General features: G+C 40.7%; 19 protein-coding genes and 1 pseudogene. 10 read left to right on the top strand and 10 right to left on the bottom strand.

Annotated features, from left to right (window positions below):
• Positions 1-44: 44 nt before the first annotated feature.
• Positions 45-308 (bottom strand): P-loop NTPase fold protein, encoded by a 264-nt coding sequence (locus WNY98_RS12250; protein WP_342878029.1) that lies wholly within the window; start codon positions 306-308, stop codon positions 45-47.
• Between the two features lie 237 nt (positions 309-545).
• The gene (locus WNY98_RS12245; protein WP_342878028.1) at positions 546-1,343 is read right to left on the bottom strand and encodes an alpha/beta hydrolase; all 798 of its coding nucleotides are present in this window, start codon (positions 1,341-1,343) and stop codon (positions 546-548) included.
• Positions 1,344-1,790: 447 nt separating this feature from the next.
• On the opposite strand from WNY98_RS12245, the gene WNY98_RS12240 reads away from it, so the two are divergent.
• Both WNY98_RS12240 and WNY98_RS12235 read left to right on the top strand, forming a co-directional pair.
• Positions 1,791-3,074 carry an aromatic amino acid transport family protein gene (locus WNY98_RS12240; protein WP_342878027.1) on the top strand — a complete coding sequence of 428 codons (1,284 nt, stop codon included), beginning with the start codon at positions 1,791-1,793 and terminating at the stop codon, positions 3,072-3,074.
• Between the two features lie 130 nt (positions 3,075-3,204).
• Positions 3,205-4,549: pseudogene (locus WNY98_RS12235) on the top strand (M24 family metallopeptidase).
• A 53-nt stretch (positions 4,550-4,602) separates the two neighbouring features.
• Here the strand turns inward: WNY98_RS12235 and speD are convergent.
• The 8 genes from speD to WNY98_RS12195 all read right to left on the bottom strand — a co-directional run bounded on the left by speD (position 4,603) and on the right by WNY98_RS12195 (position 12,440).
• On the bottom strand, positions 4,603-5,415 hold the full coding sequence (gene speD / locus WNY98_RS12230; protein ID WP_007376266.1) for an adenosylmethionine decarboxylase: 813 nt from the start codon (positions 5,413-5,415) through the stop codon (positions 4,603-4,605).
• Between the two features lie 88 nt (positions 5,416-5,503).
• Positions 5,504-5,917 carry an OsmC family protein gene (locus WNY98_RS12225; RefSeq protein WP_024600073.1) on the bottom strand — a complete coding sequence of 138 codons (414 nt, stop codon included), beginning with the start codon at positions 5,915-5,917 and terminating at the stop codon, positions 5,504-5,506.
• An 85-nt stretch (positions 5,918-6,002) separates the two neighbouring features.
• Positions 6,003-6,350, bottom strand: coding sequence for a DUF3802 family protein (locus WNY98_RS12220; RefSeq protein ID WP_007580087.1), 348 nt, complete (start codon positions 6,348-6,350; stop codon positions 6,003-6,005).
• A 132-nt stretch (positions 6,351-6,482) separates the two neighbouring features.
• On the bottom strand, positions 6,483-7,952 hold the full coding sequence (gene astD, locus WNY98_RS12215) for a succinylglutamate-semialdehyde dehydrogenase (RefSeq protein ID WP_024600072.1): 1,470 nt from the start codon (positions 7,950-7,952) through the stop codon (positions 6,483-6,485).
• 15 nt (positions 7,953-7,967) lie between these two features.
• Positions 7,968-8,984 (bottom strand): arginine N-succinyltransferase, encoded by a 1,017-nt coding sequence (gene astA / locus WNY98_RS12210; RefSeq protein ID WP_024600071.1) that lies wholly within the window; start codon positions 8,982-8,984, stop codon positions 7,968-7,970.
• 85 nt (positions 8,985-9,069) lie between these two features.
• Positions 9,070-10,275: an aspartate aminotransferase family protein gene (locus tag WNY98_RS12205; protein WP_024600070.1), complete on the bottom strand. Its 1,206-nt coding sequence runs from the start codon at positions 10,273-10,275 to the stop codon at positions 9,070-9,072.
• Positions 10,276-10,654: 379 nt separating this feature from the next.
• Positions 10,655-11,815, bottom strand: coding sequence for an HDOD domain-containing protein (locus tag WNY98_RS12200; RefSeq protein ID WP_342878026.1), 1,161 nt, complete (start codon positions 11,813-11,815; stop codon positions 10,655-10,657).
• Between the two features lie 43 nt (positions 11,816-11,858).
• A complete protein-coding gene (locus WNY98_RS12195) occupies positions 11,859-12,440 on the bottom strand; it encodes an aminodeoxychorismate/anthranilate synthase component II (protein ID WP_010555016.1) in 582 nt (193 codons plus the stop codon).
• A 551-nt stretch (positions 12,441-12,991) separates the two neighbouring features.
• On the opposite strand from WNY98_RS12195, the gene WNY98_RS12190 reads away from it, so the two are divergent.
• From WNY98_RS12190 to glpD, 8 genes are all read left to right on the top strand, one after another.
• Positions 12,992-13,234, top strand: a complete 243-nt coding sequence (locus tag WNY98_RS12190; RefSeq protein ID WP_024600067.1) for a YdcH family protein — start codon at positions 12,992-12,994, stop codon at positions 13,232-13,234.
• A 443-nt stretch (positions 13,235-13,677) separates the two neighbouring features.
• The gene (gene galE, locus WNY98_RS12185) at positions 13,678-14,691 is read left to right on the top strand and encodes a UDP-glucose 4-epimerase GalE (protein ID WP_182724806.1); all 1,014 of its coding nucleotides are present in this window, start codon (positions 13,678-13,680) and stop codon (positions 14,689-14,691) included.
• A gap of 1 nt (position 14,692) precedes the next feature.
• Positions 14,693-15,757 (top strand): UDP-glucose--hexose-1-phosphate uridylyltransferase, encoded by a 1,065-nt coding sequence (locus WNY98_RS12180; RefSeq protein ID WP_342878025.1) that lies wholly within the window; start codon positions 14,693-14,695, stop codon positions 15,755-15,757.
• Positions 15,747-16,895, top strand: coding sequence for a galactokinase (gene galK / locus WNY98_RS12175; protein WP_024600064.1), 1,149 nt, complete (start codon positions 15,747-15,749; stop codon positions 16,893-16,895). The genes WNY98_RS12180 and galK overlap by 11 nt, the downstream gene beginning before the upstream one ends.
• Before the next feature lie 19 nt (positions 16,896-16,914).
• Positions 16,915-17,919 (top strand): Gfo/Idh/MocA family oxidoreductase, encoded by a 1,005-nt coding sequence (locus WNY98_RS12170; protein ID WP_342878024.1) that lies wholly within the window; start codon positions 16,915-16,917, stop codon positions 17,917-17,919.
• A 29-nt stretch (positions 17,920-17,948) separates the two neighbouring features.
• Complete coding sequence (locus WNY98_RS12165) at positions 17,949-19,271, top strand: dienelactone hydrolase family protein (RefSeq protein WP_342878023.1); 1,323 nt, start codon at positions 17,949-17,951, stop codon at positions 19,269-19,271.
• Positions 19,272-19,479: 208 nt separating this feature from the next.
• Entirely contained in the window at positions 19,480-20,979 is a 1,500-nt protein-coding gene (glpK, locus tag WNY98_RS12160; RefSeq protein ID WP_033037088.1) for a glycerol kinase GlpK, read from the top strand.
• A gap of 209 nt (positions 20,980-21,188) precedes the next feature.
• Positions 21,189-22,694 carry a glycerol-3-phosphate dehydrogenase gene (gene glpD / locus WNY98_RS12155; protein ID WP_076925773.1) on the top strand — a complete coding sequence of 502 codons (1,506 nt, stop codon included), beginning with the start codon at positions 21,189-21,191 and terminating at the stop codon, positions 22,692-22,694.
• Positions 22,695-22,744: the final 50 nt, after the last annotated feature.

Raw genomic sequence — 22,744 nt, 5'->3', positions numbered from 1 at the left:
TTTTTCACCCAAATTTGTATGCTTATCAGCATAACATTTCTTTCTTAATGGGTGGCCAAATTAACTATGCCACTACACCAGGCACTAAAGTAAATTGCCGAACAATCATTTATTTGTAGGTTAGCTTTTAACATCTCCAAAAATGTAGTTTTACCTTGCCCCCAAGGAGCATTCACGGATAAAACAATCGGTGAGCTAATGTTTTTGAGGAGTGTAGTAAAGTTTTCGACATGAGGTTTTCGTCCAAGCTTGTCATTCTCAAAAGGGTCGTTTGGATCAATAATTATTTTATGTGATTTAAATTCCATTTATGTATTCTTCTCCGATTCCAGCATTGAAAGGTCAACTCAAAAAAACTAATCTTATATTCACATCAGAAAGCTCTAATGTAAACATTGCTTCTCAATAGGCATGTACAAGAAAGCATGCGTTTTTATTACCTTCTCGATTACTACATACCACGCTCAGAATAATCCCTTTAGATCAGGTCTTATTTTGAGTTTAGGGTTAAAGTCAAAAAGAAAGAGCTACTCCTTCTAAAACCCTTAACGATTTTGCTGGGCGATAAAAGTAAGCGAGTGTTGATTAAATAAGTCTGGGCGTTCCACATTACAAACATGGCCGCAATGGTGAATAGTTTGCAGTACGCTATTTTTATGACGCTTAACCATTTCTTTAACAGGGCCAAGGAACATATGATCTTCCTTACCCATAATGTAGAGAATGGGGATATCGATGTCTTTTTCTTTGAAATATTGCATTAAAGGATTTACGTCCATGGCTAATTTAAACCATTTTATAAACTCTTTTTGGCACAAGCGTTTTGCCTCACGAACAAACAAAAGTCGAGATTCTTTATGACGCTTTTTCGGCATCATAATAAAAGCAAATAAGCGATACAGCCACATATAAGGCAGGAAGTGTTTAAAAGTATTACCTAAATAAACCAATGTATTACTGCGAGTATTAAAACGAGTAACCGCTCCACCTAGCACCATGCTAGAAACATATTGCGGCGCAATTTCAGCAATATTTCGAATAATAATTGTGCCCAATGAAATGCCAACAAAGTGCGCGCTGGTGATATTGTTATGATCTAACACATCGATAATGTCTTTAGAGACATTATTAAACGAATAATTATTATCAACAAAGTTTTGTACTAAGTTATTCGATTTACCGTGACCACGAAGATCAAGCAACAATACATTATATTCTTTCTTATAAGCCTTAAGCTGACGAAACCAAATTGCCGAACTACCACCTGCTCCATGGACAAATACAACCCATATTTTACTGGTTTCGTGCACAAAAATAGTATGGAAAAGAATGTCTTTGCTCATTGCAGTTAGTGGCCTATTTACTTCGTTTGGCGTATTCAATTGTAGGGAGTATAACGGAGTTTAGAAAAAATCTCTTATGAAGTTCTGATCAATGCCTTCTACTTAACAGCTTTTGGGAGCAAATTTTGATTTTAAATGAAAACCAATAAAAATGACCTTCCCCTGTTTTTACGTTATGAAAACCGCCTATCTTGGCTTTGCTGCTCGCGTGTCGCTATAGCGTGTTGGGTTTCGCTGCGCTCTAACCAACCTACTCTAAAATTATAATGTGGTGTTGTCATTTAAGGCTTTTGCTCACTTTTACACCGCTGTTTAGTATTCATGACACTTACCCTGCAATTGAGCCTAATTAATTAGCCTGCAAGCCCCCTCAAAACATGAAATTTTAAGCTAAAAACTATACCCTTCGGCGCAGTTATTATTTAAATAATGGATGAGCACACACACATGACAACATCTCAAGATGCAACACTTTCAAATGCATCGCCAAACACACACACAAGCACAAGTTCAGACTCAAAAACTAAATGGAACCTGCACGATACGCAGTGGACATTAAGTTTATTTGGTACCGCCGTTGGTGCGGGTATTTTATTTTTGCCTATTAACATTGGGATTGGCGGTTTTTGGCCATTAATTATTATGGCGTGCTTAGCGTTCCCAATGACCTTTTTTGCGCACCGTGGATTAGCGCGTTTTGTACTTTCATCAAAAAATAAAGATGCCGACTTTACCGATGTAGTTGAAGAGCACTTTGGTGTGACTGCGGGCCGGTTAATTTCCTTATTGTACTTTTTATCTATATTCCCAATTTTGCTTATTTACGGTGTGGGTTTAACCAATACTGTTGATAGTTTTATGGTTAATCAAATGGGGATGGAATCACCATCTCGCGTGCTACTTTCGGGCGTATTAGTTGCAGGTATGATTAGCTTAATGATGGGCGGCGAGCGCTTAATGCTGCGTGCCTTTGCTATTTTAGTGTATCCGCTTGTGGGTATATTGTTCTTTTTATCACTTTATTTAATCCCAAGCTGGCAGATGCCAGATATGACTGTGCCTGAAATAGGCAGCTTTGGTAAAACGTTGTGGTTATCGATTCCTATTATTGTGTTTTCGTTTAGCCACGCAGCGGCTATCTCAAGCTTTGTGAATGTGCAACGCGGTCATTACGGCAAACAAGCTACACACAAGTCTGAGGCGATTTTAAAGCGCACTAGCTTGCTACTTATTACCTTTGTACTGTTATTTGTATTCTCTTGCGTGCTGTCGCTTACAGGCGAGCAAATGGCAGCGGCTAAAGCGGCTAACGTATCGGTTTTATCCTACCTTGCCAATATTACTGATAACTCGTTTATTGCCACACTTGGGCCACTTGTTGCCTTTATTGCTATTACATCGTCGTTTTTGGGGCACTTCTTAGGTGCACGCGAAAGCTTTACAGGTTTAGTAACTAAGCAAACAAGCTTAAGCGCTGGCGTTACCGATAAAATTGGTGTGTTAATCATGTTTTTAGCTATTTGGTTTTGTGCTGTTAAAAACCCAAGTATTTTAGACATGATGGATCAGTTATCGGGCCCTATCATTGCGATGATTTTATTTATTATGCCAATGATTGCAGTTTATAAAGTACCTGCACTTCATAAATACCGAAATCGCTTTAGCACGCTATTTATATTAGCGATTGGCTCGCTTGCTGTATTTGCACTTTTATACAGTATGCTTAAGTAATAAAACTGTTTATACAAGAGCCCGGCTACTTTTTAGCTGGGCTTTTTTGTGTGCGGTTTATCTCAAATTGTTTTTTTATAGTCGCTCTTCAGGCATGTTATAAATTAACTAGCCTAAAAATAAAACAATTATGCACTTTACTAAACAACTCCTACTTTACGTAAGCTTGCTAACTACGCTTGTTTTAAGCCTCTTTGTTAAAGCCGATGACGCTCCCGCTATTTTATCGATGAAAGAGCGCGCTGCGTTTATAGATAAAATAACTGAGCTTAGAGTTAATACCTTAATGCCCTCGTTAATGAAGCAGCACAACACTGATATGTGGCTACTTATAAGTCGAGAATATAACGAAGATCCAATATTAAAAACAATGCTGCCTGCAACATGGCTTTCAGCCAGACGCACCACTATTTTGCTATTTGCACTTAATAAACAAGGTGGAGTTGATGCTTACGCTATTGCGCCTTATAAAATAGGTAACGTATTTAAGAAAGGGTGGGATAAACAAACGCAACCAAGCCAGTGGGAAGCACTCAATACACTTATTGAGCAATACAAACCTCGCAACATTGCGCTTAATACTTCTACCGACTGGGCACATGCCGATGGCCTTGTGCTAGGCGATTACAAAACCTTAATGGCTAACTTGCCCGCCGCTTATCACAATAAAATAATTTCTGCAGAGCCGCTTGCTGTTGCGTGGTTAGAGCAACGCATTCCTGAAGAAGTTAAAATGTATAAGCATATTGTGGCTATTGCCCATCACATTATTGCAGAGGGGTTTTCGGGTAAAACAATTACGGTTGGTCAAACAACTAGCGATGACTTGGTATGGTGGTTTAGAGAGCGCGTAAAAGAGCTAAAACTACAAACATGGTTTCATCCAAGTATTGCTATTCAGCGCGCCGATGCGAAGTCGTTCGATCATGAAGAAAGCTTTACCAATGGCTACGATGATAACGTTATACAAGCCGGTGACTTGCTTCATGTAGATTTTGGGATTACTTATTTACGCTTAAATACCGACACGCAGCAGCATGCGTATGTGCTCAAAGAAAACGAAACGAGTGCGCCTAGTTACTTAGTTGAAGCACTAAAAAGCGGTAATAAACTACAAGACATATTTACCAATCAATTTGCGGTAGGTAAAACCGGTAATGAGGTGTTAGCTGCAGCACGAAAAGCCGCTATTGATCAGGGATTAAAACCCACTATTTATACTCATCCTCTTGGCTATCATGGCCACGCTGCTGGCACTACATTAGGTATGTGGGATTCTCAGCAAGGTGTACCGGGAGATGGTGACTATCCGCTACATTTAAATACAGCTTACTCAATTGAGCTTAACAATGCTGTGTTTATAAAACAGTGGAATAAAGAAATAAGAATAATGCTAGAGGAAGATGCTATTTTTGATAAAAAGCGGTGTCTGGTATTTAAATGGCCGACAAACACAGCTATTGCTTGTAAAATAAAGCATAAAAAAATGGCGCTCATTGAGCGCCATTTTTAATTTAATTCGTTGCTATTATTCTGTATCTGGCAGGTTACGGCCATAGAATATTTCTTGCATTTCACGGGTCAGCTTTGAGCGAATTTCGTCTTCTTCGCCCTCAGATAAATCTGCCGTAGAAAGGCCGAATAAATACGTGTTTAGATCGGTTTCTTTTAACATCATTTTGGTATGGAACAGGTTTTCTTGATACACGTTCACGTCCATCATTTGGTACGCTTCTTTTGTATCTTCTGTCATGAAGTTTTGAATCGAGCTAATAGCGTGATCAATGTAGTGCTTAACACCGTTTATGTCGCGGGTAAAACCACGAACGCGGTAGTCAATTGTTACTACGTCTGATTCAAGGCTATGAATTAAGAAGTTTAACGCTTTAAGTGGCGAAATAATGCCACAAGTAGACACTTCAATATCAGCACGGAATGTACAAATACCATCATCAGGGTGAGCTTCTGGGTATGTGTGTACACAAATGTGGCTTTTATCTAGGTGCGCAACAACTGAATCAGGTAATGGGCCTGGTGCTTCGTCAGCATCGTAATTTTGCTGCTCTTCTACTGGTTCTTCTGAAACCAAGATAGTTACACTTGCGCCTTGCGGTTCATAATCTTGGCGCGCTACATTTAAAATGTTAGCACCAATAATATCAACAACTTCACCTAAAATGTCGGTTAGTCTATCTGCACTGTACTGCTCATCGATATATTCAATATATTCTTTACGTTGTTGCTCGGTCTTTGCGTAACAAATATCATAAATACTAAAGCTTAAACTTTTGGTTAAATTGTTAAAACCATGAAGTTTAAGTTTATCGAAGGGTTTGTTCATAATAAACCAACCTATAAATTAGTGGGTTCTGCACCTGCAGAATGAAAAGTTCGCGGATTTTATACGAATTTTCCTCGAGGAAAAAGCGTTATTTTGCTTGTTCTTGCACAACTTCGTGGCTATGCGTAATTTCTACTGTTTTATCAAGCATTAATGCAACCGAGCAATACTTTTCAGCAGAGAGTGAAACGGCGCGTGCAAGGTGCTTTTCAGACACATTATTGCCTTTAACAACAAAGTGTAAGTTGATTTTGGTAAACACGCGAGGGGCTGTTTCGGCGCGCTCTGCACTTAGTTGTACTTGTACATCTGAAAAATCTTGTTTGGCTTTTTTTAAAATACTAACCACATCAACTGATGAACAACAGCCAACTGACATTAAAACCATTTCCATTGGGCTTGGTGCTGCACTATCGCTGCCGCCATCAAACACAACATTGTGGTTAGAATTAGAACGACCAATAAACGTATCGCCTTCAACCCATTTTACATTTGCTTGCATTGTTATATCTCAAAAAATATTTTCTTGATTGTAAGCAAGTTAGCCGTAGTTGCAAATGAAAATGCAACGCAGGGCTATAAAATGACTAAGATTGTTGCGTTAAAGCACTATCAAAGAGGTTTTTTACTAAACCTGCAAATTCGTCTATAAAGGCATGCTGTTCAACCGTGACAGGCTGTGAGGTGATGCTGCTGAGGACTTCTTCTAAATCGTAAACTATGCCATCAACTTCACGTACAATTTGACTACGCTGCTCTGTGTTGAGGTTTGTGTGCTGCTCGCAAATAAGCATCACATTTTGTGCAATAACGTCTTCGATTAATTCCATTACTGTTGGGGCACCTGGTTTTATTTCGCCTGGCTTCTCAAACAATGCTAAATTTTGAGTTAGATACATGATCAAATCATCGTACCCTTGCCTATCTAAAACCATTTTTGTACCACCTTTGTATAATTAATTATTTTTGATTTAAGCAGAAAGCGCTGTTGATTGCTAGCTTTGCGCGTTAGCAATACAAAAAAAGCAGCCGGAGCTGCTTTTATAATAATTAAGTAGTATTACTACTTAATCTATTTTTAAGCCTGGGCTAAGTGTTGCTGGCATCGCTACTTTTTCAAGCTCTACCGAAGCAACTGGGTATGCACAGTAATCAGCTGCATAATACGCGCTTGCTCTGTGGTTGCCCGATGCACCAATACCACCAAACGGTGCTGCGCTAGATGCGCCAGTAATTGGGCGATTCCAGTTAACAATACCTGCACGAATACGACGTAAGAAGTGGTCGTAATCTGCTGCACTATCACTTAATAAACCAGCCGATAAACCAAAGGTTGTATCGTTTGCTTTATCAATGGCTTGGTCAAAGTCGTCAAAGCGGAATACTTTTAAAAGTGGTCCAAAATGCTCTTCATCTGGGAAGTCACTAATATTTGTACACTCAATAATACCTGGTGTTACAAAGCCGGTATTGGCTGTGTGCTCAAGTTCTACTAATACTTGAGCGCCAAGCTCAACAAGCTCGTTTTGCGCTTTAACCATGCCTGCTGCTGCAGCTGATGAGATCATAGAACCCATAAATGGCTGGTCTGCATCGTCATAGTTACCTACTTTAATCGCTTTAGTTGCTGTGATTAAACGCTCCAGTATCACATCGCCTTTGCTACCAGTTGGTAAAAATAGTTTACGTGCACACGTACAACGCTGGCCACTTGAGATAAACGCTGATTGAATAATATCGTGTACAACGGCTTTAGTGTCTTCAACGTCGGTAATAATAAGTGGGTTGTTGCCACCCATTTCTAACGCTAAAATTTTACCCGGTTGACCCGCAAACTGTTCATGTAAAATATGACCAGTGCGCGAAGAACCCGTAAAGAACAAGCCATCAATACCTTTGTGAGCAGCAAGGGCTTTACCCGTTTCTACTTCACCCTGTACAAGGTTAATTACACCTGCTGGTAAACCTGCTTTTTCCCACAGCTTAAGCGTAAGCTCAGCAACTTTAGGAGTCAGTTCAGACGGTTTAAACACAACTGTGTTACCCGCTAAAAGCGCTGGAACAATATGCCCATTAGGTAAGTGACCCGGAAAGTTATACGGACCAAATACAGCTACAACACCATGTGGCTTATGGCGAATCATCGCACGGCCAAGTGGCATTGCGTTTTCTACGTCGCCAGTGCGCTCTAAAAATGCTTTTTCAGAAATGGCAATTTTACCAACCATAGCACCCGCTTCTGTGCGAGTTTCCCACAGTGGCTTACCTGTTTCTTGTGCGATAGTAATAGCGAGCTCTTCGCTGTTTTCTTTTAATTGCGCTGCGAATGCTTTAATTATTTCTAAACGCTCAGTAAAGCTTTTATCAGCCCATGCATAAAACGCTTCGCGCGCTGCATTTACTGCGGTGTCTACTTGCGCCGCAGTTGCCGATGAAGCCTGCCAAATAACGTCGTTATTTGCAGGGTTTACTGAATTAAATTCTGTGCCTTGGCCTTGAGACCATTGACCATTTATAAATTGTGCAGGATGAGTCATATACTTTCTCCTAAATTAAACTGGGGTTGCGCTAACAATATCGCCAGCTTGCAAATGCAGTGCATCTGCTATTTCTTGCGATAAAATAAGGCTTTTAGCTCGATCGTCAAACGACATTGGCGCAACAGTCGCTCTAAAGTCATTAAGCTTTTCGTTAGCTAGTAACACCATGGTGTCGCCAGTCATTTGGCCTATTTCAACTTTAAAGTTATGCGCATTACGAATAGTCGCAATGTTATCTACTTTGGCTTCAACAGTTGGGCCCGCGTCAAAAATATCTACGTAGCCATTAAACGTAAAGCCTTCGCTTTTTAATAATTCAATTGCTGGGCGTGTATTGTCGTGTACCTTACCTATTACAGCTTGCGCATCTTTACTTAGCAAATTTACGTAAATTGGATATTTAGGCATTAGTTCAGCAATGAAAACCTTTTGGCCAATACCTGTTAGGTAATCGGCTGTTGGAAAATCCATTGAGAAAAAATGCTCTTCTAGCCACTGCCAAAAAGGGCTACTGCCGTTTTCGTCAGACACACCGCGCATTTCTGCAATCACTGTTTGTGCAAAACGCTCTTGATGCTGCTTTATAAACATAAAGCGCGCTTTGGAAAGTAGTTTACCGTTACAATTTTTACGATAACCATCTTTTAAAAACAATGTGCAAAGCTCTGTAGCCCCTGTGTAGTCGTTACATAGCGTTAGAATATCAACCGCTTTGTATACATCTAATGTGCGCGAAGAGTGAATCACTTTACTTAAGTGATAATGATAAAATGCATCATCAAGCCCTACTGCCGCTTCAATTGCAGACGTTCCTACAACTTCACCGGTTTCGCTATCTTCAAGAACAAACAGGTAGCCTTCGTCACCAGGTTGTGACGTTTGTTTAGCAAAAGAGCTTACTGAATGGTCGATCTTTTTTTGCAATAGTTCTTCGTTTAATGGCAAAGACGTAAAACCATGCCCTGATTCGTGGGCAATTTTCAGTAATGCTGAATAATCATTTTGCTGGATTGGGCGAAGGATCATCATGAGTCCGCTTGCTCCCTTATAAATAACGGTAAATAGGAATTGCAGGGCAAGCAGTGCTTGCCCTTAATTGGTTGGCTTAAGTCGCTTATGCGTTTACTACGCTTGCTACTGCTTTTTCAAAGCGTGCCATACCTTCGCGAATGTCCGCTTCAGGAATTACTAAAGATGGAGTGAAACGTATTACGTCTGCACCAGCAACTAATGACATAAGGCCTTGCTCAGTCCCTGCCACTAAAAACTCTTTTGCACGACCTTTATATTGCTCGTTCACTACTGCACCAATTAATAAACCTTGGCCACGGATTTCGCTAAATACGTTGTATTTTTCGTTAACCGCAGTAAGTAGTTCATTAAATAATGCTGCTTTAGCTTTTACGCCAGCAAGTACTTCTGGGGTATTTACTGTATCAAATGCAGCTTCTGCAACAGCACACGCAAGCGGGTTGCCGCCATAAGTAGAACCATGAGTACCTACTTTAAGATGCTGTGCAATTTCAGTTGTTGTGATCATAGCGCCAATAGGGAAACCGCCGCCAAGTGCTTTAGCTGAAGTTAAAATATCAGGTACTATGTTTAAGCCTTGGTATGCGTATAAATCGCCAGTACGGCCAACACCTGTTTGAACTTCATCAAAAATAAGCAGTGCGTTATGTTTAGTACATAAATCGCGAACGCCTTGAGCAAACTCGTCAGTCGGCGAAACAATACCGCCTTCACCTTGTAGAGGTTCCATCATTACGGCACATGTTTTGTCGCTAATAAGCGCTTCAAAAGCAGCTAGGTCGTTGTAATCACAATGTACAATGTCGCCAGGCTTAGGACCAAAACCATCTGAATAGGCAGCTTGGCCGCCAACGGTTACGGTAAAGAATGTACGACCGTGGAAACCTTTGTTGAACGCGATGATTTGTGATTTTTCTGCGCCAAACTTATCAAGTGCAAAACGACGCGCTAATTTAAGCGCTGCTTCGTTTGCTTCTGCGCCAGAGTTGGCAAAGTAAACTTTTTCAGCAAATGTCGCATCAACCATTTTTTTAGCTAGGCGAAGTGCCGGCTCATTGGTCATTACATTTGATAGATGCCAGATTTTTTCGCCTTGCTCTTTTAATGCGCCTACTAATGCAGGGTGGCAATGGCCAAGACAGTTAACTGCAATACCACCAGCAAAGTCGATAAACTCTCGACCTTCTTGATCCCATACGCGAGAACCTTCGCCTCGAACAGGAATTACGCTTGAAGGTGCGTAGTTAGGAACCATTACGTGATCAAATAATTCGCGATTGACTGTCATTTTATTTCCTCTTAATTGTGAGCAACACAAAACATCAAAATAGGTGTTTGGTTAATATTTGTAACCAACTTTATAGGCAAGATCAGTAACCTGATAATTGCGCAAAATTGCTTTGTGGTTCAATTTTCAGACGCACATTATTTCAGAATTACTTATATCTGTCTCGTTAAAAACTTTCATGTATCCCTTGAAAATAAAGGGCTAAAGATATTATTTCATAGATAGTGAATAACTATTTGCATAACTATTTATGCTTATTTTTAGGCAACTAACCGCATGAGCACCGAGGCGCGGACGCTTTAATCGGCAAATATGCAATATAACAATAGAGTGAGAATGAATGGTTAGTCGCAAAAGAATTAACAAAAAATTCAGATTTTTAGTCAATTTGAATAGCTAAATTGGTAAAATTACTCGATTGGAGGGTTTTTAGTTCCGTTTTAGTGAACTTAAAGTACGAAAACCAGCTTAGAGTTTCGTCAGGTTCAATAAGTTGATGCTCTTTTAAATTAAGGTATTGAGAGTAGCAACGTGCCTTTAGCATTACTTGTGTTAACGGCAGTAATGTATCGCCCTTATCTACCCCATTTACTAGCTGCTGCATTACACCTTTAAACAGTAAATATTTAAAAGCCATTTTGTCTATTACTTTGGCGCTTACTTCTATCGACTTATTGCTAAGTAGAGTGGTTAAAAAGAGCGGGTCGGGCTGTAGCTCTAATAATGCGGTGTGTAAATCTTTTTGGTTTTCATTTCGGGCTAACTGCACTTTACGTTGCCATACTTTCTCAAACGTTTTTAAGTACAAACGCACCAATGCAATTCGTCCTACATCTAAAAGCATTCCAAGGGTAAATGCATGGACGTCATTCACATTATTAATTTGTGCAATTTTTTGCGCTGCAATCGCGTTTGCCATCGCGCTGTCGCGTAGCCGGCGTTTTAATAATGAAAATGGCTCGGTGCTATGTGGCATCCAATGACGGGCAGCAAATGTAGGAATAACGAGCTGTAAGTTATCAAGGCCAATATAACGAAGGGCGAGCGATGGCTTATCTACTTTTACAGACGTGTTTTTACTACGTTGATTACGATAGTAAGGTAAATTAACGAGCGTTACTAACTCCCTACCCAACCAGCTTAAATCATTAACCAATGGCTCTAAACGCCCTACCGATGCCGACTTTACAGCTAATATATCGAGTATATTGGCAATGCCATCTTCAATGCCTATGGTGCTATGAATCACGCCATCTATATCTTCGAGCTGCTTATATATAGCTGTTTCAATTGTTTTGTGTAGTTGCTCACTCGCTTGAGCGCGATACTTATGATGTGCAGTACTGCTTTGCTGGCGTTTATTCTGTGCGGCCACTTCAACCTGAAGCAAAGTACGTTGCTTCATCGGTTCGCCGTAATCTATATCTAATGTATGAATGAAACCAATTTGCTGATGCGCAAAGCTGTGCCCAAGCAATAAGTCATGAGCCCGTTGGCTTAATATTTTGGCAGTACGCTGTTGCGCTTCAAGTTCAGTCATGACATCCATTAATAAAGTATTAAATGCTCTGTGTATTATAACATTAGAAGCGAGTTAAAAAGTTATCAAGCAGTTCTAAGCCTTGATCAGTTAGAATAGCTTCGGGGTGAAACTGCACACCTTCGATTGCTAATTCTTTATGAAGCAATCCCATAATTTCGTCAAACTCGCCTTGCTCAGTCTGAGTCCATGCTGTTACTTCAAGCTCTTTAGGTAGAGTTTGTGCTTTAACCACTAAAGAATGATAACGACATACCGTTAACGGATTGGCTAAACCTTTAAACACACCTTTATTAGTGTGAACTATGGGTGATGTTTTACCGTGCATAACCTTTTTAGCACGAATTACATCTCCCCCTAAAGCTTGCGCGATAGTTTGATGCCCCAAGCAAATCCCTAGAATAGGGTATTGTCCTTTTAGTTGCTCAACAACATTTAATGAAATACCCGCTTCGTTAGGCGTGCATGGTCCCGGCGATAACACGATGTGCTGCGGGTTTAACTGTTTTATTTGTGCAATGCTTAGCTCGTCATTACGTTTTACTAAAACGTCTTGATCTAAACGCTGAAAATATTGCACTAAGTTGTAAGTAAACGAATCGTAGTTATCGATCATTAACAGCATTACACAACAAACCTTATAAATTATTGACCACTTACTTCACACAAATGGTACTAAGCGCTGCATTCTACCACTATTAACTAGCCAACATAAATTAGCAAAAAGCGTTAAAAATTAACTGTTTTTGCTAAAAGTTCTTTAAAGTCTTTAGTGGGTACTGGTTCACTTAACCCGAACTCTGGTTAAGAGATTTATTAACGTATTAAATCATGGTGATATTTAAACTTATTCTCTCAAGTCAGAGATTCCTTGCACCTTGAGCAATAATATCGAGCTTTAAGCTTTTCGCGAGTAGTTAACACACCTTTTAGGCTGTATACCCCAACAATAAATTATTGACCCCTAAAGTACGTGCGTTTATTGATCGCTCTATTAAACACTTTAGTGAAATGCCTAACTGAGCAAAATAAACAGATTGTTTGTGCTGCATCAAATTAGCGGCTCAATGGTTGAATTATATCTATATAAGCCCCAGTGTATTATATGAAAGGCAGTAATTCACTCATACAACTCACTTACTTGTGAGCTCATTTATATCCTATTAAGGAGCGAATATGTTAGGCGAAGACCACTCATTAACTAATGACTTTCCAGAGTACTTAAGGACAATTGCCGAGTTAAATGAAAGCGATACTGAATTTGCAAAAAAAGCAGATAAGTACGACAAGCTAGATAAAGAAATTAGAGTGTTAGAGCTCAAAGATGCGCCCATAAGCGATGAGCAAATGCATCAGCTAAAACATGAACGTACAGAATTAAAAGATTGGCTATACGAGCGCTTGCAGCAAGAGCAGTAATGCAGCTAAAAAAAGAGCTCACTGACAAGTGAGCTCTTTAGATCAACCATAAGGATTTTTTCTAAAACTTTACAAAGCCACCCACAGATTTCATAAATATAGTACTTGGGTTAATAACATCTTTGCGTTTCTAGCAAGTGCTATCGGTAACACCGGTAAGTAAAACTGATTTATTTATGTTGCTTTATCCTAACTTTGTTCTCGCTATATTAGCAGCCCCCCTACCGCTGAAATTAGGTCAATAATCGAATCAGTTTATCTAATCAATTGATAAAGCTAAGCCTATGTTAGTTAATATAAAAGCATTCCTTTAAGAGGAAGATGAGTGTTTAAGCTGAATATTTTTTATGCTTTTATTTGAATTACTCAGCAATCATAACTATTGTTTTTAAACCACCTTAATAGTAGTATTTATCATATAAATACACTTTTCGAGAAATAACATGAAAGTTTTAGTTACTGGCGGCATGGGTTACATAGGTAGCCACACATGTATTGCATTGCATGAAGCAGGTATTACACCTGTTATTTATGATAACTTGTCTAATGCAAGTGCGCGGGTACTTGACCAACTCGAAAAGATTACAGGTACTCGGTTTGAGTTTATTTTGGGCGACATACAAGACGAGCAACAGTTTAAGCTCGCTCTAAAACACACTAAAGCCGAAGCTGTCTTTCACTTTGCAGCTTTAAAAGCCGTTGGCGAATCTACCGAGCAACCGCTGCGTTATTATCAAAATAACGTGTCGGGCACATTAAGCATGCTACAAAACATGCAAGATGAAGGCGTTAACCATATTATATTTAGCTCATCGGCTACAGTATATGGCGAGCCAGACTACCTCCCTATTGACGAAAAGCATCCTATACGCGCAACGAACCCTTATGGTTGGACTAAAGTCATGGTTGAACAAGCCATGCAAGACGTATGTAATGCCAACAGTCAATTTATGGGTATTGCGCTTCGTTACTTTAACCCAGTAGGTGCACACCCAAGTGGTTTATTAGGTGAAAGTCCTAATGGTATTCCTAATAACTTAATGCCATTTATTGCCCAAACTGCAGTAGGTAAACGTGACGTGGTTAATATTTTTGGTGACGACTACGACACCGAAGATGGCACAGGCGTGCGCGACTATATTCATGTTTTAGATTTAGCTAAAGGTCATGTTGCGGCATTTATGCAGCATAAAACAGATACCGCCTTTCATGCTTACAACTTAGGCACAGGGCAAGGTTATTCTGTGCTTGATATGATCAACGCATTTAGCGTATCAGCCAATAAAGATATTCCGTATAAGATTGCACCGCGCCGAGCAGGTGATATTGCCTGTAACTACGCCGATGCTACAAAAGCGCAAAACACACTTAACTGGTACGCAGAACTAACACTTAGCGACATGACAAACGACACATGGCGCTGGCAAACTAATTACCCAAGTGGGTTGGAGAGTTAATATGGCTTTATTAGAAAGTACTCACAGACGTAAAAATCCGCTAACGGGTCGTTGGGTATTAGTGTCACCACATCGTAATAACCGTCCATGGTTAGGCGCAACAGAAGCCGTTAACGAAAACGTATTACCAAAACACGATGAAAACTGCCCACTTTGCCCAAGTAATACCCGTGCAAATGGCGACAGTAACCCTGATTATAAATACACACACGTATTTAGAAATGACTTTGGTGCACTCACACCTAATGCCAGCGAGCAATTACAAAGCTTAGAATCAGACAGCGATTTATTTATTGCCGACGAAGCCAGTGGCGAATGCCGCGTAATTTGTTTTTCGCCAGAGCATAATAAAACACTACCAGAGCTTAGCCAAAACGCATTGCACGAAGTAGTAAAAACCTGGAAACAAAATTACACAGAGCTTGCACAGCAGTACGAATGCGTACAAGTTTTTGAAAATAAAGGCGAGATCATGGGTTGTTCGCAACCTCATCCTCACGGCCAAGTATGGGCACATTCGCATTTATCAACCGAAATAGAAGCCGAAGATAACCAGCAGCTTAACTATTATAAAAAGCATGGCACAGCCATGCTTGCCGATTACGCGCAAAAAGAGCAAGCAGATCAAACACGTGTTGTATTTGAAAACGAACATTGGCTTGTTGTTGTGCCATTTTGGGCAGCGTGGCCGTTTGAAACAATGCTAGTAACTAAAGATAACATTCAAAACTTTAGCCAGCTAAACGATGCGCAAACCGACTCTTTGGCTCAGGCACTTAAAGTATTAACCACTAAGTACGACAACGTATTTAATTGCAGCTTTCCCTACTCAATGGGTTGGCACAATGCACCGGCTAATAGAGGCTCTGATGAGCAACATTGGCGTTTGCATGCCCATTTTTATCCGCCGCTACTTCGCTCTGCTACTGTTAAAAAACACATGGTAGGCTACGAAATGCTAGGCGAAAGCCAACGCGATTTAAGCGCAGAAACTGCTGCTTCTATTTTAAAAGCAGCCAGTACAACACACTATAAAAATACAGCAGGACACACAGATGAAGCTTAACGAATTCCAACAACAATTTTTGTCACTGTATGGCGCGCCTGCTCAAGGTATTGCAGCAGCACCGGGCCGTGTAAACCTCATTGGCGAATTTACCGACTACAACGACGGTTTTGTTTTACCGTGTTCGTTAGAGTTTCGTACCCAAGTAATGTTTAAAGAGCGCGACGACAATATTATCACTGTGCATTCTTTAAATTACCCAGGCGAAAAAGACAGCTTTAGTGTTGATGAAGAAATCACTGAAGGCCAATCGCAATGGGGTAACTACATTCGTGCTGTTACTTACGTTCTTAAAAGAGCGGGTTACACTCTGCGTGGTGCCGACCTACTAATTGACAGTAACTTACCGCAAGGTAGTGGCTTGTCGTCATCGGCCGCACTAGAAGTTGCTGTAGGCGGTATGTTTAACCATATTGCACAGCTTGGTTTACCGCCAGAGCAAATTGCGCTATTTGGCCAAGAAGCCGAAAACGACTTTATGCATTGCCAATGCGGCATTATGGATCAGCTTATTTCAGCCAAAGGCGAAAACGGTCATGCGCTATTAATTGATTGTGAAAACCTAGCAACTAAATCAGTTAAAGTTCCTGATGATTTAAATATCGTTATTGTTAATTCAAACTACCCGCGTAAATTAGTTGATAGCGAATACAACCAGCGCCGTATTGACTGCGAACAAGCTGCTGTAAAAATGGGTGTAGAAACACTTCGCCAAGCAACCATGACTGCCCTGCAAGCAGTAAAAGCGACATTAAGCGAAAACGAATATAAACGTGCACACCACGTAATTAGCGAAAACGACCGTGTAATTGCAGCAACAACTGCACTACAAAATAACGATATGGATGCACTTCGCACGCTAATGGCAGCATCGCATCAATCACTTAAACACGATTTTGAAGTAACCGTACCTGCAACCGATGGTCTAGTAGAGATTTGTAAAGAAGCCATGGGCGATCGCGGTGCAGTACGTATGACGGGTGGCGGCTTTGGTGGCGCAATTGTATGTTTGTGTCGTGATGCTGAAGTACCACTAATTAAAGCAGCGGTTGAGCAGCACTACTTTGAACGCTTTAACTTAAATGCTGATATTTATGTATGTTCAGCGGGCTCAGGATTACAAATTACGTCTTTTTAAATAAAACTAAGGAATAAGCATGGCAAAGGTTAATTGGGGAATTATTGGGTGTGGCAATATAGCTCACACCTTTGCTAAAAGCATTGCGCATTGTAGTGATGCACAGCTTATTGGCGCGGCATCAACGAGTATGCAGCGCGCTAAAGAATTTGCCACACCATACAATATCCAAGACTATGAGAGCTATCAAGCTCTTATGCAGTGCCCAAATATAGATGCCATATATATTGCTAATACGCACGATCAACACTTTAAAACTATCGCCCAATGCTTAAAACACAATAAGCACGTGCTAAGCGAAAAACCAATTACCGTTAATGCTAAGCAGTTGCAAAGCCTCACTAAGCTTGCCAAGCAACAAAACTGCTTTTTAATGGAAGGCGTTTGGATGCGGTTTTTACCAGCCATAGTAAAATTACAACAACTCCTAAGAGAAGATGTTATTGGTAATGTGCACAGTGTTAATGCCAACTTTAGTTTACCTGGCAGCTTTGCAGACACTCACCGATTAATGAACCCTGTAACAGCGGGTGGCGCCCTGCTCGATTTAGGTATTTACCCTATTTCGATTGCTGATGTGGTATTTAATAAAGCCCCTGAACACATCAAATCCTTTGTACATAAAAGCACAACCGGTATTGATGAGCGAAGCACTGCTTTAGTTGATTACGGTAACGGGCAATTTGCATCTCTTGCCAGCGCATTACAACAAAGTGGCCCCACAGAAGCATGTATTAATGGTGAGCTTGGCTATATTCGAATACCTCAATTTGTAGGCGCGCAATCTATAGAGCTACATATAAGTGACCAAGACCCTAAATACTTTGAATACAACTTTAGCGACGATGAAAACTTTAAGTTTGAAATTGCACATGTCACGCAGTGTATATTACAAAAACAAACCCAAAGCAGCGTGTTGCCACTAAGTACTAGCTTACGAGTTATGAATATAATGGATACCTTGCGAGCACAATGGCAACTGCAATATAGCAATGCCGTCGAGTCGGCTGAACTGACTAATTAAAAAATAAAAATACACAACAAGGACACACAATGACACACACACTCAAGGCGCTTTCAAAAGCCATATTACTTGCTACGTGCAGTTTATCTGTCAGTGTAGCTGTTGCTGAATCTAATAAACCAGAGCAGCTATATCCGCCAATCACTAGCGAAGTACTCCCAGAGCTTGCAGCTAAAGGTAGCTACAATGTAGGTGTGCAAACACTTGATTTAGTTAACCCTGCGCAATTTGACCCCGCTACACAAGGTCAAAAAGATCGTCCTTTAAAAGTAGAGGTGTGGTATCCGGCTGCAAATACAGCAAAAGCGCCACTTACCAGCTACACAGATGAAACTCGCTCAGGTAAAGAGTTTACTTTGCAAGCCGATGCAATGCGTGATGTCGCCATTAATAATAAAGAGCACTACCCTGTCATTGTGCTTTCGCACGGTTATACCGGTTACCGTACAATTATGTACTACCTTGGCGAGCATTTAGCATCGCACGGTTACATTGTTGTTGCACTTGATCATACCGATTCGACCAATGCCGATGTTGATTTTAAAAACGCACCATTCTCTGGCTTTTTTAGTACGCTAATAAATCGTTCACGCGATCAGCAGTTTGTTATTAATTACTTTAATGAGCAAAAAAACTTTGCAAGCAAACAAGTAGATAACAAAAGCGCAGGCGTAATTGGTTACTCAATGGGTGGCTATGGCGCTGTAAATACGATAGGTGGCTGTTACGCTTTTAATGAGCAAACTACGGCTATGTTTACGGGTATGAAAGACCCTGCTCAAATTGAAAAAGTACAGCAATTACTAAACAGCTGCGCTGGTGGGCAATACCAAAACCCAAAAGTAGACCCACGTATAAAAGCGATGGTGGCCTTTGCCCCATGGGGCGGACAGCACGCTATATTTGATGCCAAAGCAATGGAAAACATTAAAGTACCTTCGCTTTATGTAGCCGGTAACCTAGATGACATTTCAGGCTATGAAGGCATTAAAAACCTTTATGAACAAACAGGCAGCAAAGATAAGTACATGCTTACTTACAAAAATGCACGCCATAATATTGCACCACACCCAGCCCCTGCTATTGCACAAAGCAGCAGTGAGCTAGATATAGGCCATTACTACGAGCCTTCGTGGTCTATGCGCACACTAAACGAAATCAACAAACACTTTGTACTTGCCATGATGGATTGCCACGTAAAAGGCATAGCCAGCGAGTGTAAATACTTAGATTTACCACAAAACGGCGACCAAGCTGTTGTTGACGGTAAGCCGCTGCCACAGTGGCGCGGGTTTGATAATCGCTTTTCTACCGGTATGGATTGGCAACAAGCTAAACCTCACACCAAGTAATAATAAGCTTTAAGCGGCTGTTTTTAATCAATAGCCGCGTACGCCCTTAAAATAATGCAAAAATAAAACGCCTTTTATATAAAAGAGTTACCAACAAATATTAGCGTGTTTATTTTTTAATCTGCTATTTTAAGAAAAAACCATTGCCATTAACTTCGGTTAAAGGCAATCTAGTCATATATAAGATAAGATAAATAACACAAATATCATGTCCAAATACATACTCTCAATTGATCAAGGAACCACAAGCTCTCGGGCCATCTTGTTTACAAAAGATGCAGACGTTTTTGGTACAGCACAACAAGAATTTTCGCAGCATTTTCCACAAAATGGTTGGGTAGAACACGACCCTAACGATATTTGGCAAACAGTGCTTAGTACTAGCCGCGAAGTCTTAACTAAAAACGATGTAAAGCCTGAAGAAATTATTGCCATTGGTATCACCAACCAACGCGAAACCACGTTAGTGTGGAACAAAAAAACAGGCAAAACAATTTATAACGCAATTGTTTGGCAAGACCGTCGCACTAGTGACTATTGCGAAAGCCTAACAACTGATGAGCTTTGCCAAACAATAAGCGAAAAAACAGGCTTATTGCTCGACCCTTATTTTTCGGCCACTAAAATTCGTTGGATTTTAGATAACGTTGAAGGCGCACGCGAACAAGCTCTTGCAGGTGAGCTCGCCTTCGGTACAGTTGACACCTACCTGCTTTGGCAGCTAACAGGCGGCAAAGAGCACCGCACCGATGCAACCAATGCATCGCGCACCATGTTATTTAATATTCACACCCAGCAATGGGATCAAGAGCTTTTAGAGTTATTCGATATTCCAGAATCTATGCTTCCAGAAGTAATGGATTCAGCTGACGAGTTTGGCTCAACCAGTGCTGACATTTTTGGTGCGCCAATTCGTGTTTGTGGTATTGCCGGCGATCAGCAAGCTGCACTTGTTGGTCACGCATGTTTTGAACAAGGCATGGCAAAAAGCACTTACGGTACAGGCTGTTTTTTAATGCTTAATACTGGCGAAAAAGCACTGACCTCAGAAAATCGCTTACTGACCACTGTTGCCTATAGATTAAATGGCAAGCCAACTTACGCCATTGAAGGCAGTATATTTATGGCTGGCGCAACGATGCAGTGGATTGTTGAAGGCTTAAAACTACTTAGCCATGCTGGCGAAAGTGAATCGATGGTTAAAGATGTACCGCTCGATCATGGTGTATTTTTAGTGCCTTCGTTTACGGGTTTAGGCGCTCCTTATTGGGACCCTAATGCACGTGGCGCTATTTTAGGTCTAACACGCGATTCAGGTATTAGCACTATTGTTGCGGCTGCTCTGCAATCAGTTGGTTACCAGACCAAAGATTTACAAAAAGCGATGGAGCGTGATGGTCTTCGCCCAAGTGTGCTTCGTGTAGATGGCGGTATGGTAAAAAATAACTGGGTTATGACCTTCTTATCAAATATTTTAGGCGCAACAGTTGAGCGCCCAACTGTGACCGAAACGACCTCTTTAGGCGTAGCATATTTAGCTGGCTTACAAACAGGTGTGTACGAGTCAACCGAGCAGTTATCTAAAATGTGGACATGCGACCGTCGTTTTGAGCCAACTATGAGCGCCGACGAACGTAACGATTTATATGCAAAATGGCAACACTGCGTTGCTCAAGTATGTTTAACGAATAAAAACTGTCCGGAGTAAGTACTAAGTGGCTAAGCAAATACTTTAGCCACTTCGCCTTTTTAACTTAGCCAATAGCTAGATTTAAAGGGATGCTTTACTGCTTTAAATTGAAAATGGATCAGCGTCAAAATTAACGAATAAAAAACTGGGTTTTCTATTGTCAAATGGAAACAGCAGCTTTATGATGCTTATGTCTTATTTATATTACAAATAAAAAGGTTAGCTCGGTGGAATTAGCAGATAACGAATATGACTTACTAGTCATCGGTGGCGGTGTAAACGGCACTGGAATAGCAGCTGATGCAGCAGGCAGAGGATTAAAAGTACTCTTGTGCGAACAATCAGACCTTGCCTGTGCAACATCTTCAAACAGTTCTAAGCTGATCCACGGTGGTCTGCGCTACCTTGAGCACTACGAATTTAGATTAGTAAAAGAAGCCTTAGCCGAGCGTGAAGTGCTACTTAAAAACGCACCTCACATTATGTGGCCACTTACTTTTAGATTGCCGCATCAAAAGCATCTACGCCCTGCATGGATGATTCGCATTGGTTTGTTTATGTATGACAACCTAGCAAAGCGCGAAACACTAGCGGGTTCTCGAAGCATCAAGTTTGGCGAAAATAGCGTACTAGAACCTTCTATTACCAAAGGTTTTGAATACTCAGATGGCTGGGTTGATGACTCTCGCTTAGTCGTTTTAAACGCCCTAGCAGCACAGCAAAAAGGCGCCGTTATTACCACGCAAACTAAGTGTGTAAATGCCAAACGCGAGCAAGGTAAATGGCAGGTAACGCTTGAGCAGCAAAAAAGTAAAGCTAAATACAGCATTTCTGCCAAAGGTATTGTTAACGCTGCGGGCCCTTGGGTTGCTAAATTATTTGATGAAGCGCTAGCAGAAAAGTCGCCACAAAATATTCGCCTTGTGAAAGGCAGCCACATTGTGGTGCCGCGCATTCACGATGAGAAGCAAGCTTACATTTTACAAAATAAAGATCAGCGTATTGTATTTGTTATTCCGTTTGAAGATGACTTCTCACTTGTTGGCACAACCGATGTAGAACACACAGGTGAAGCGCAAGACGTTAAAATTAGTGATGAAGAAATCGATTACTTAATTGATATTACTAACAGTTACTTTAAAAACCATATTAAACGCGAAGATATAGTACATACCTTCTCGGGTGTACGCCCATTACTTGATGACGAATCAGTTAATGCACAAGCCGTTACTCGCGATTATAAATTAGAGCTTTCGAGTGACGCCAAGCAAACACCACTATTGAGTGTGTTTGGTGGAAAAATTACTACTTATCGTAAACTCGCCGAAGCTGCAGTTAATAAGCTTGAAGAATTTTACCCACAAATGAGCGAAGCGTGGACTAAGCACAGCTCACTCCCTGGTGGCGATTTTAGCTCTGTAGAAGCTCTTAAATCAGAGCTAAAAGCGAAATATGAATGGCTACCTGAAATAACACTTAAACGCTTTGTGCGCACTTACGGTACTCGCGCTAAAATTATACTAGGTAGTGCAACTGGACTGAGTGATTTAGGCCAAGATTTTGGCCATGGTTTATTTGCAGCAGAAGTAAATTACTTGCTAAATGAAGAGTGGGCAGAAAACGCATACAATATTTTATGGCGTCGTAGTAAATTAGGACTACGTTTTAATGAGGCACAAGTTGCTACGCTTAATGATTATATTGAGCAAACCAAAGCGGCTAAAATTGCTTAATAACCGCTAAAGTAATTGGCTGTTGTAGTCCTAAAAACTTCCCGTGCAAC

Source organism: Pseudoalteromonas sp. AS71 (genome assembly GCF_038900275.1).
Classification (GTDB): domain Bacteria; phylum Pseudomonadota; class Gammaproteobacteria; order Enterobacterales; family Alteromonadaceae; genus Pseudoalteromonas.
Note: the sequence above shows the minus strand (reverse complement) of the source record. Positions and strands in the feature narration are given on the sequence as shown.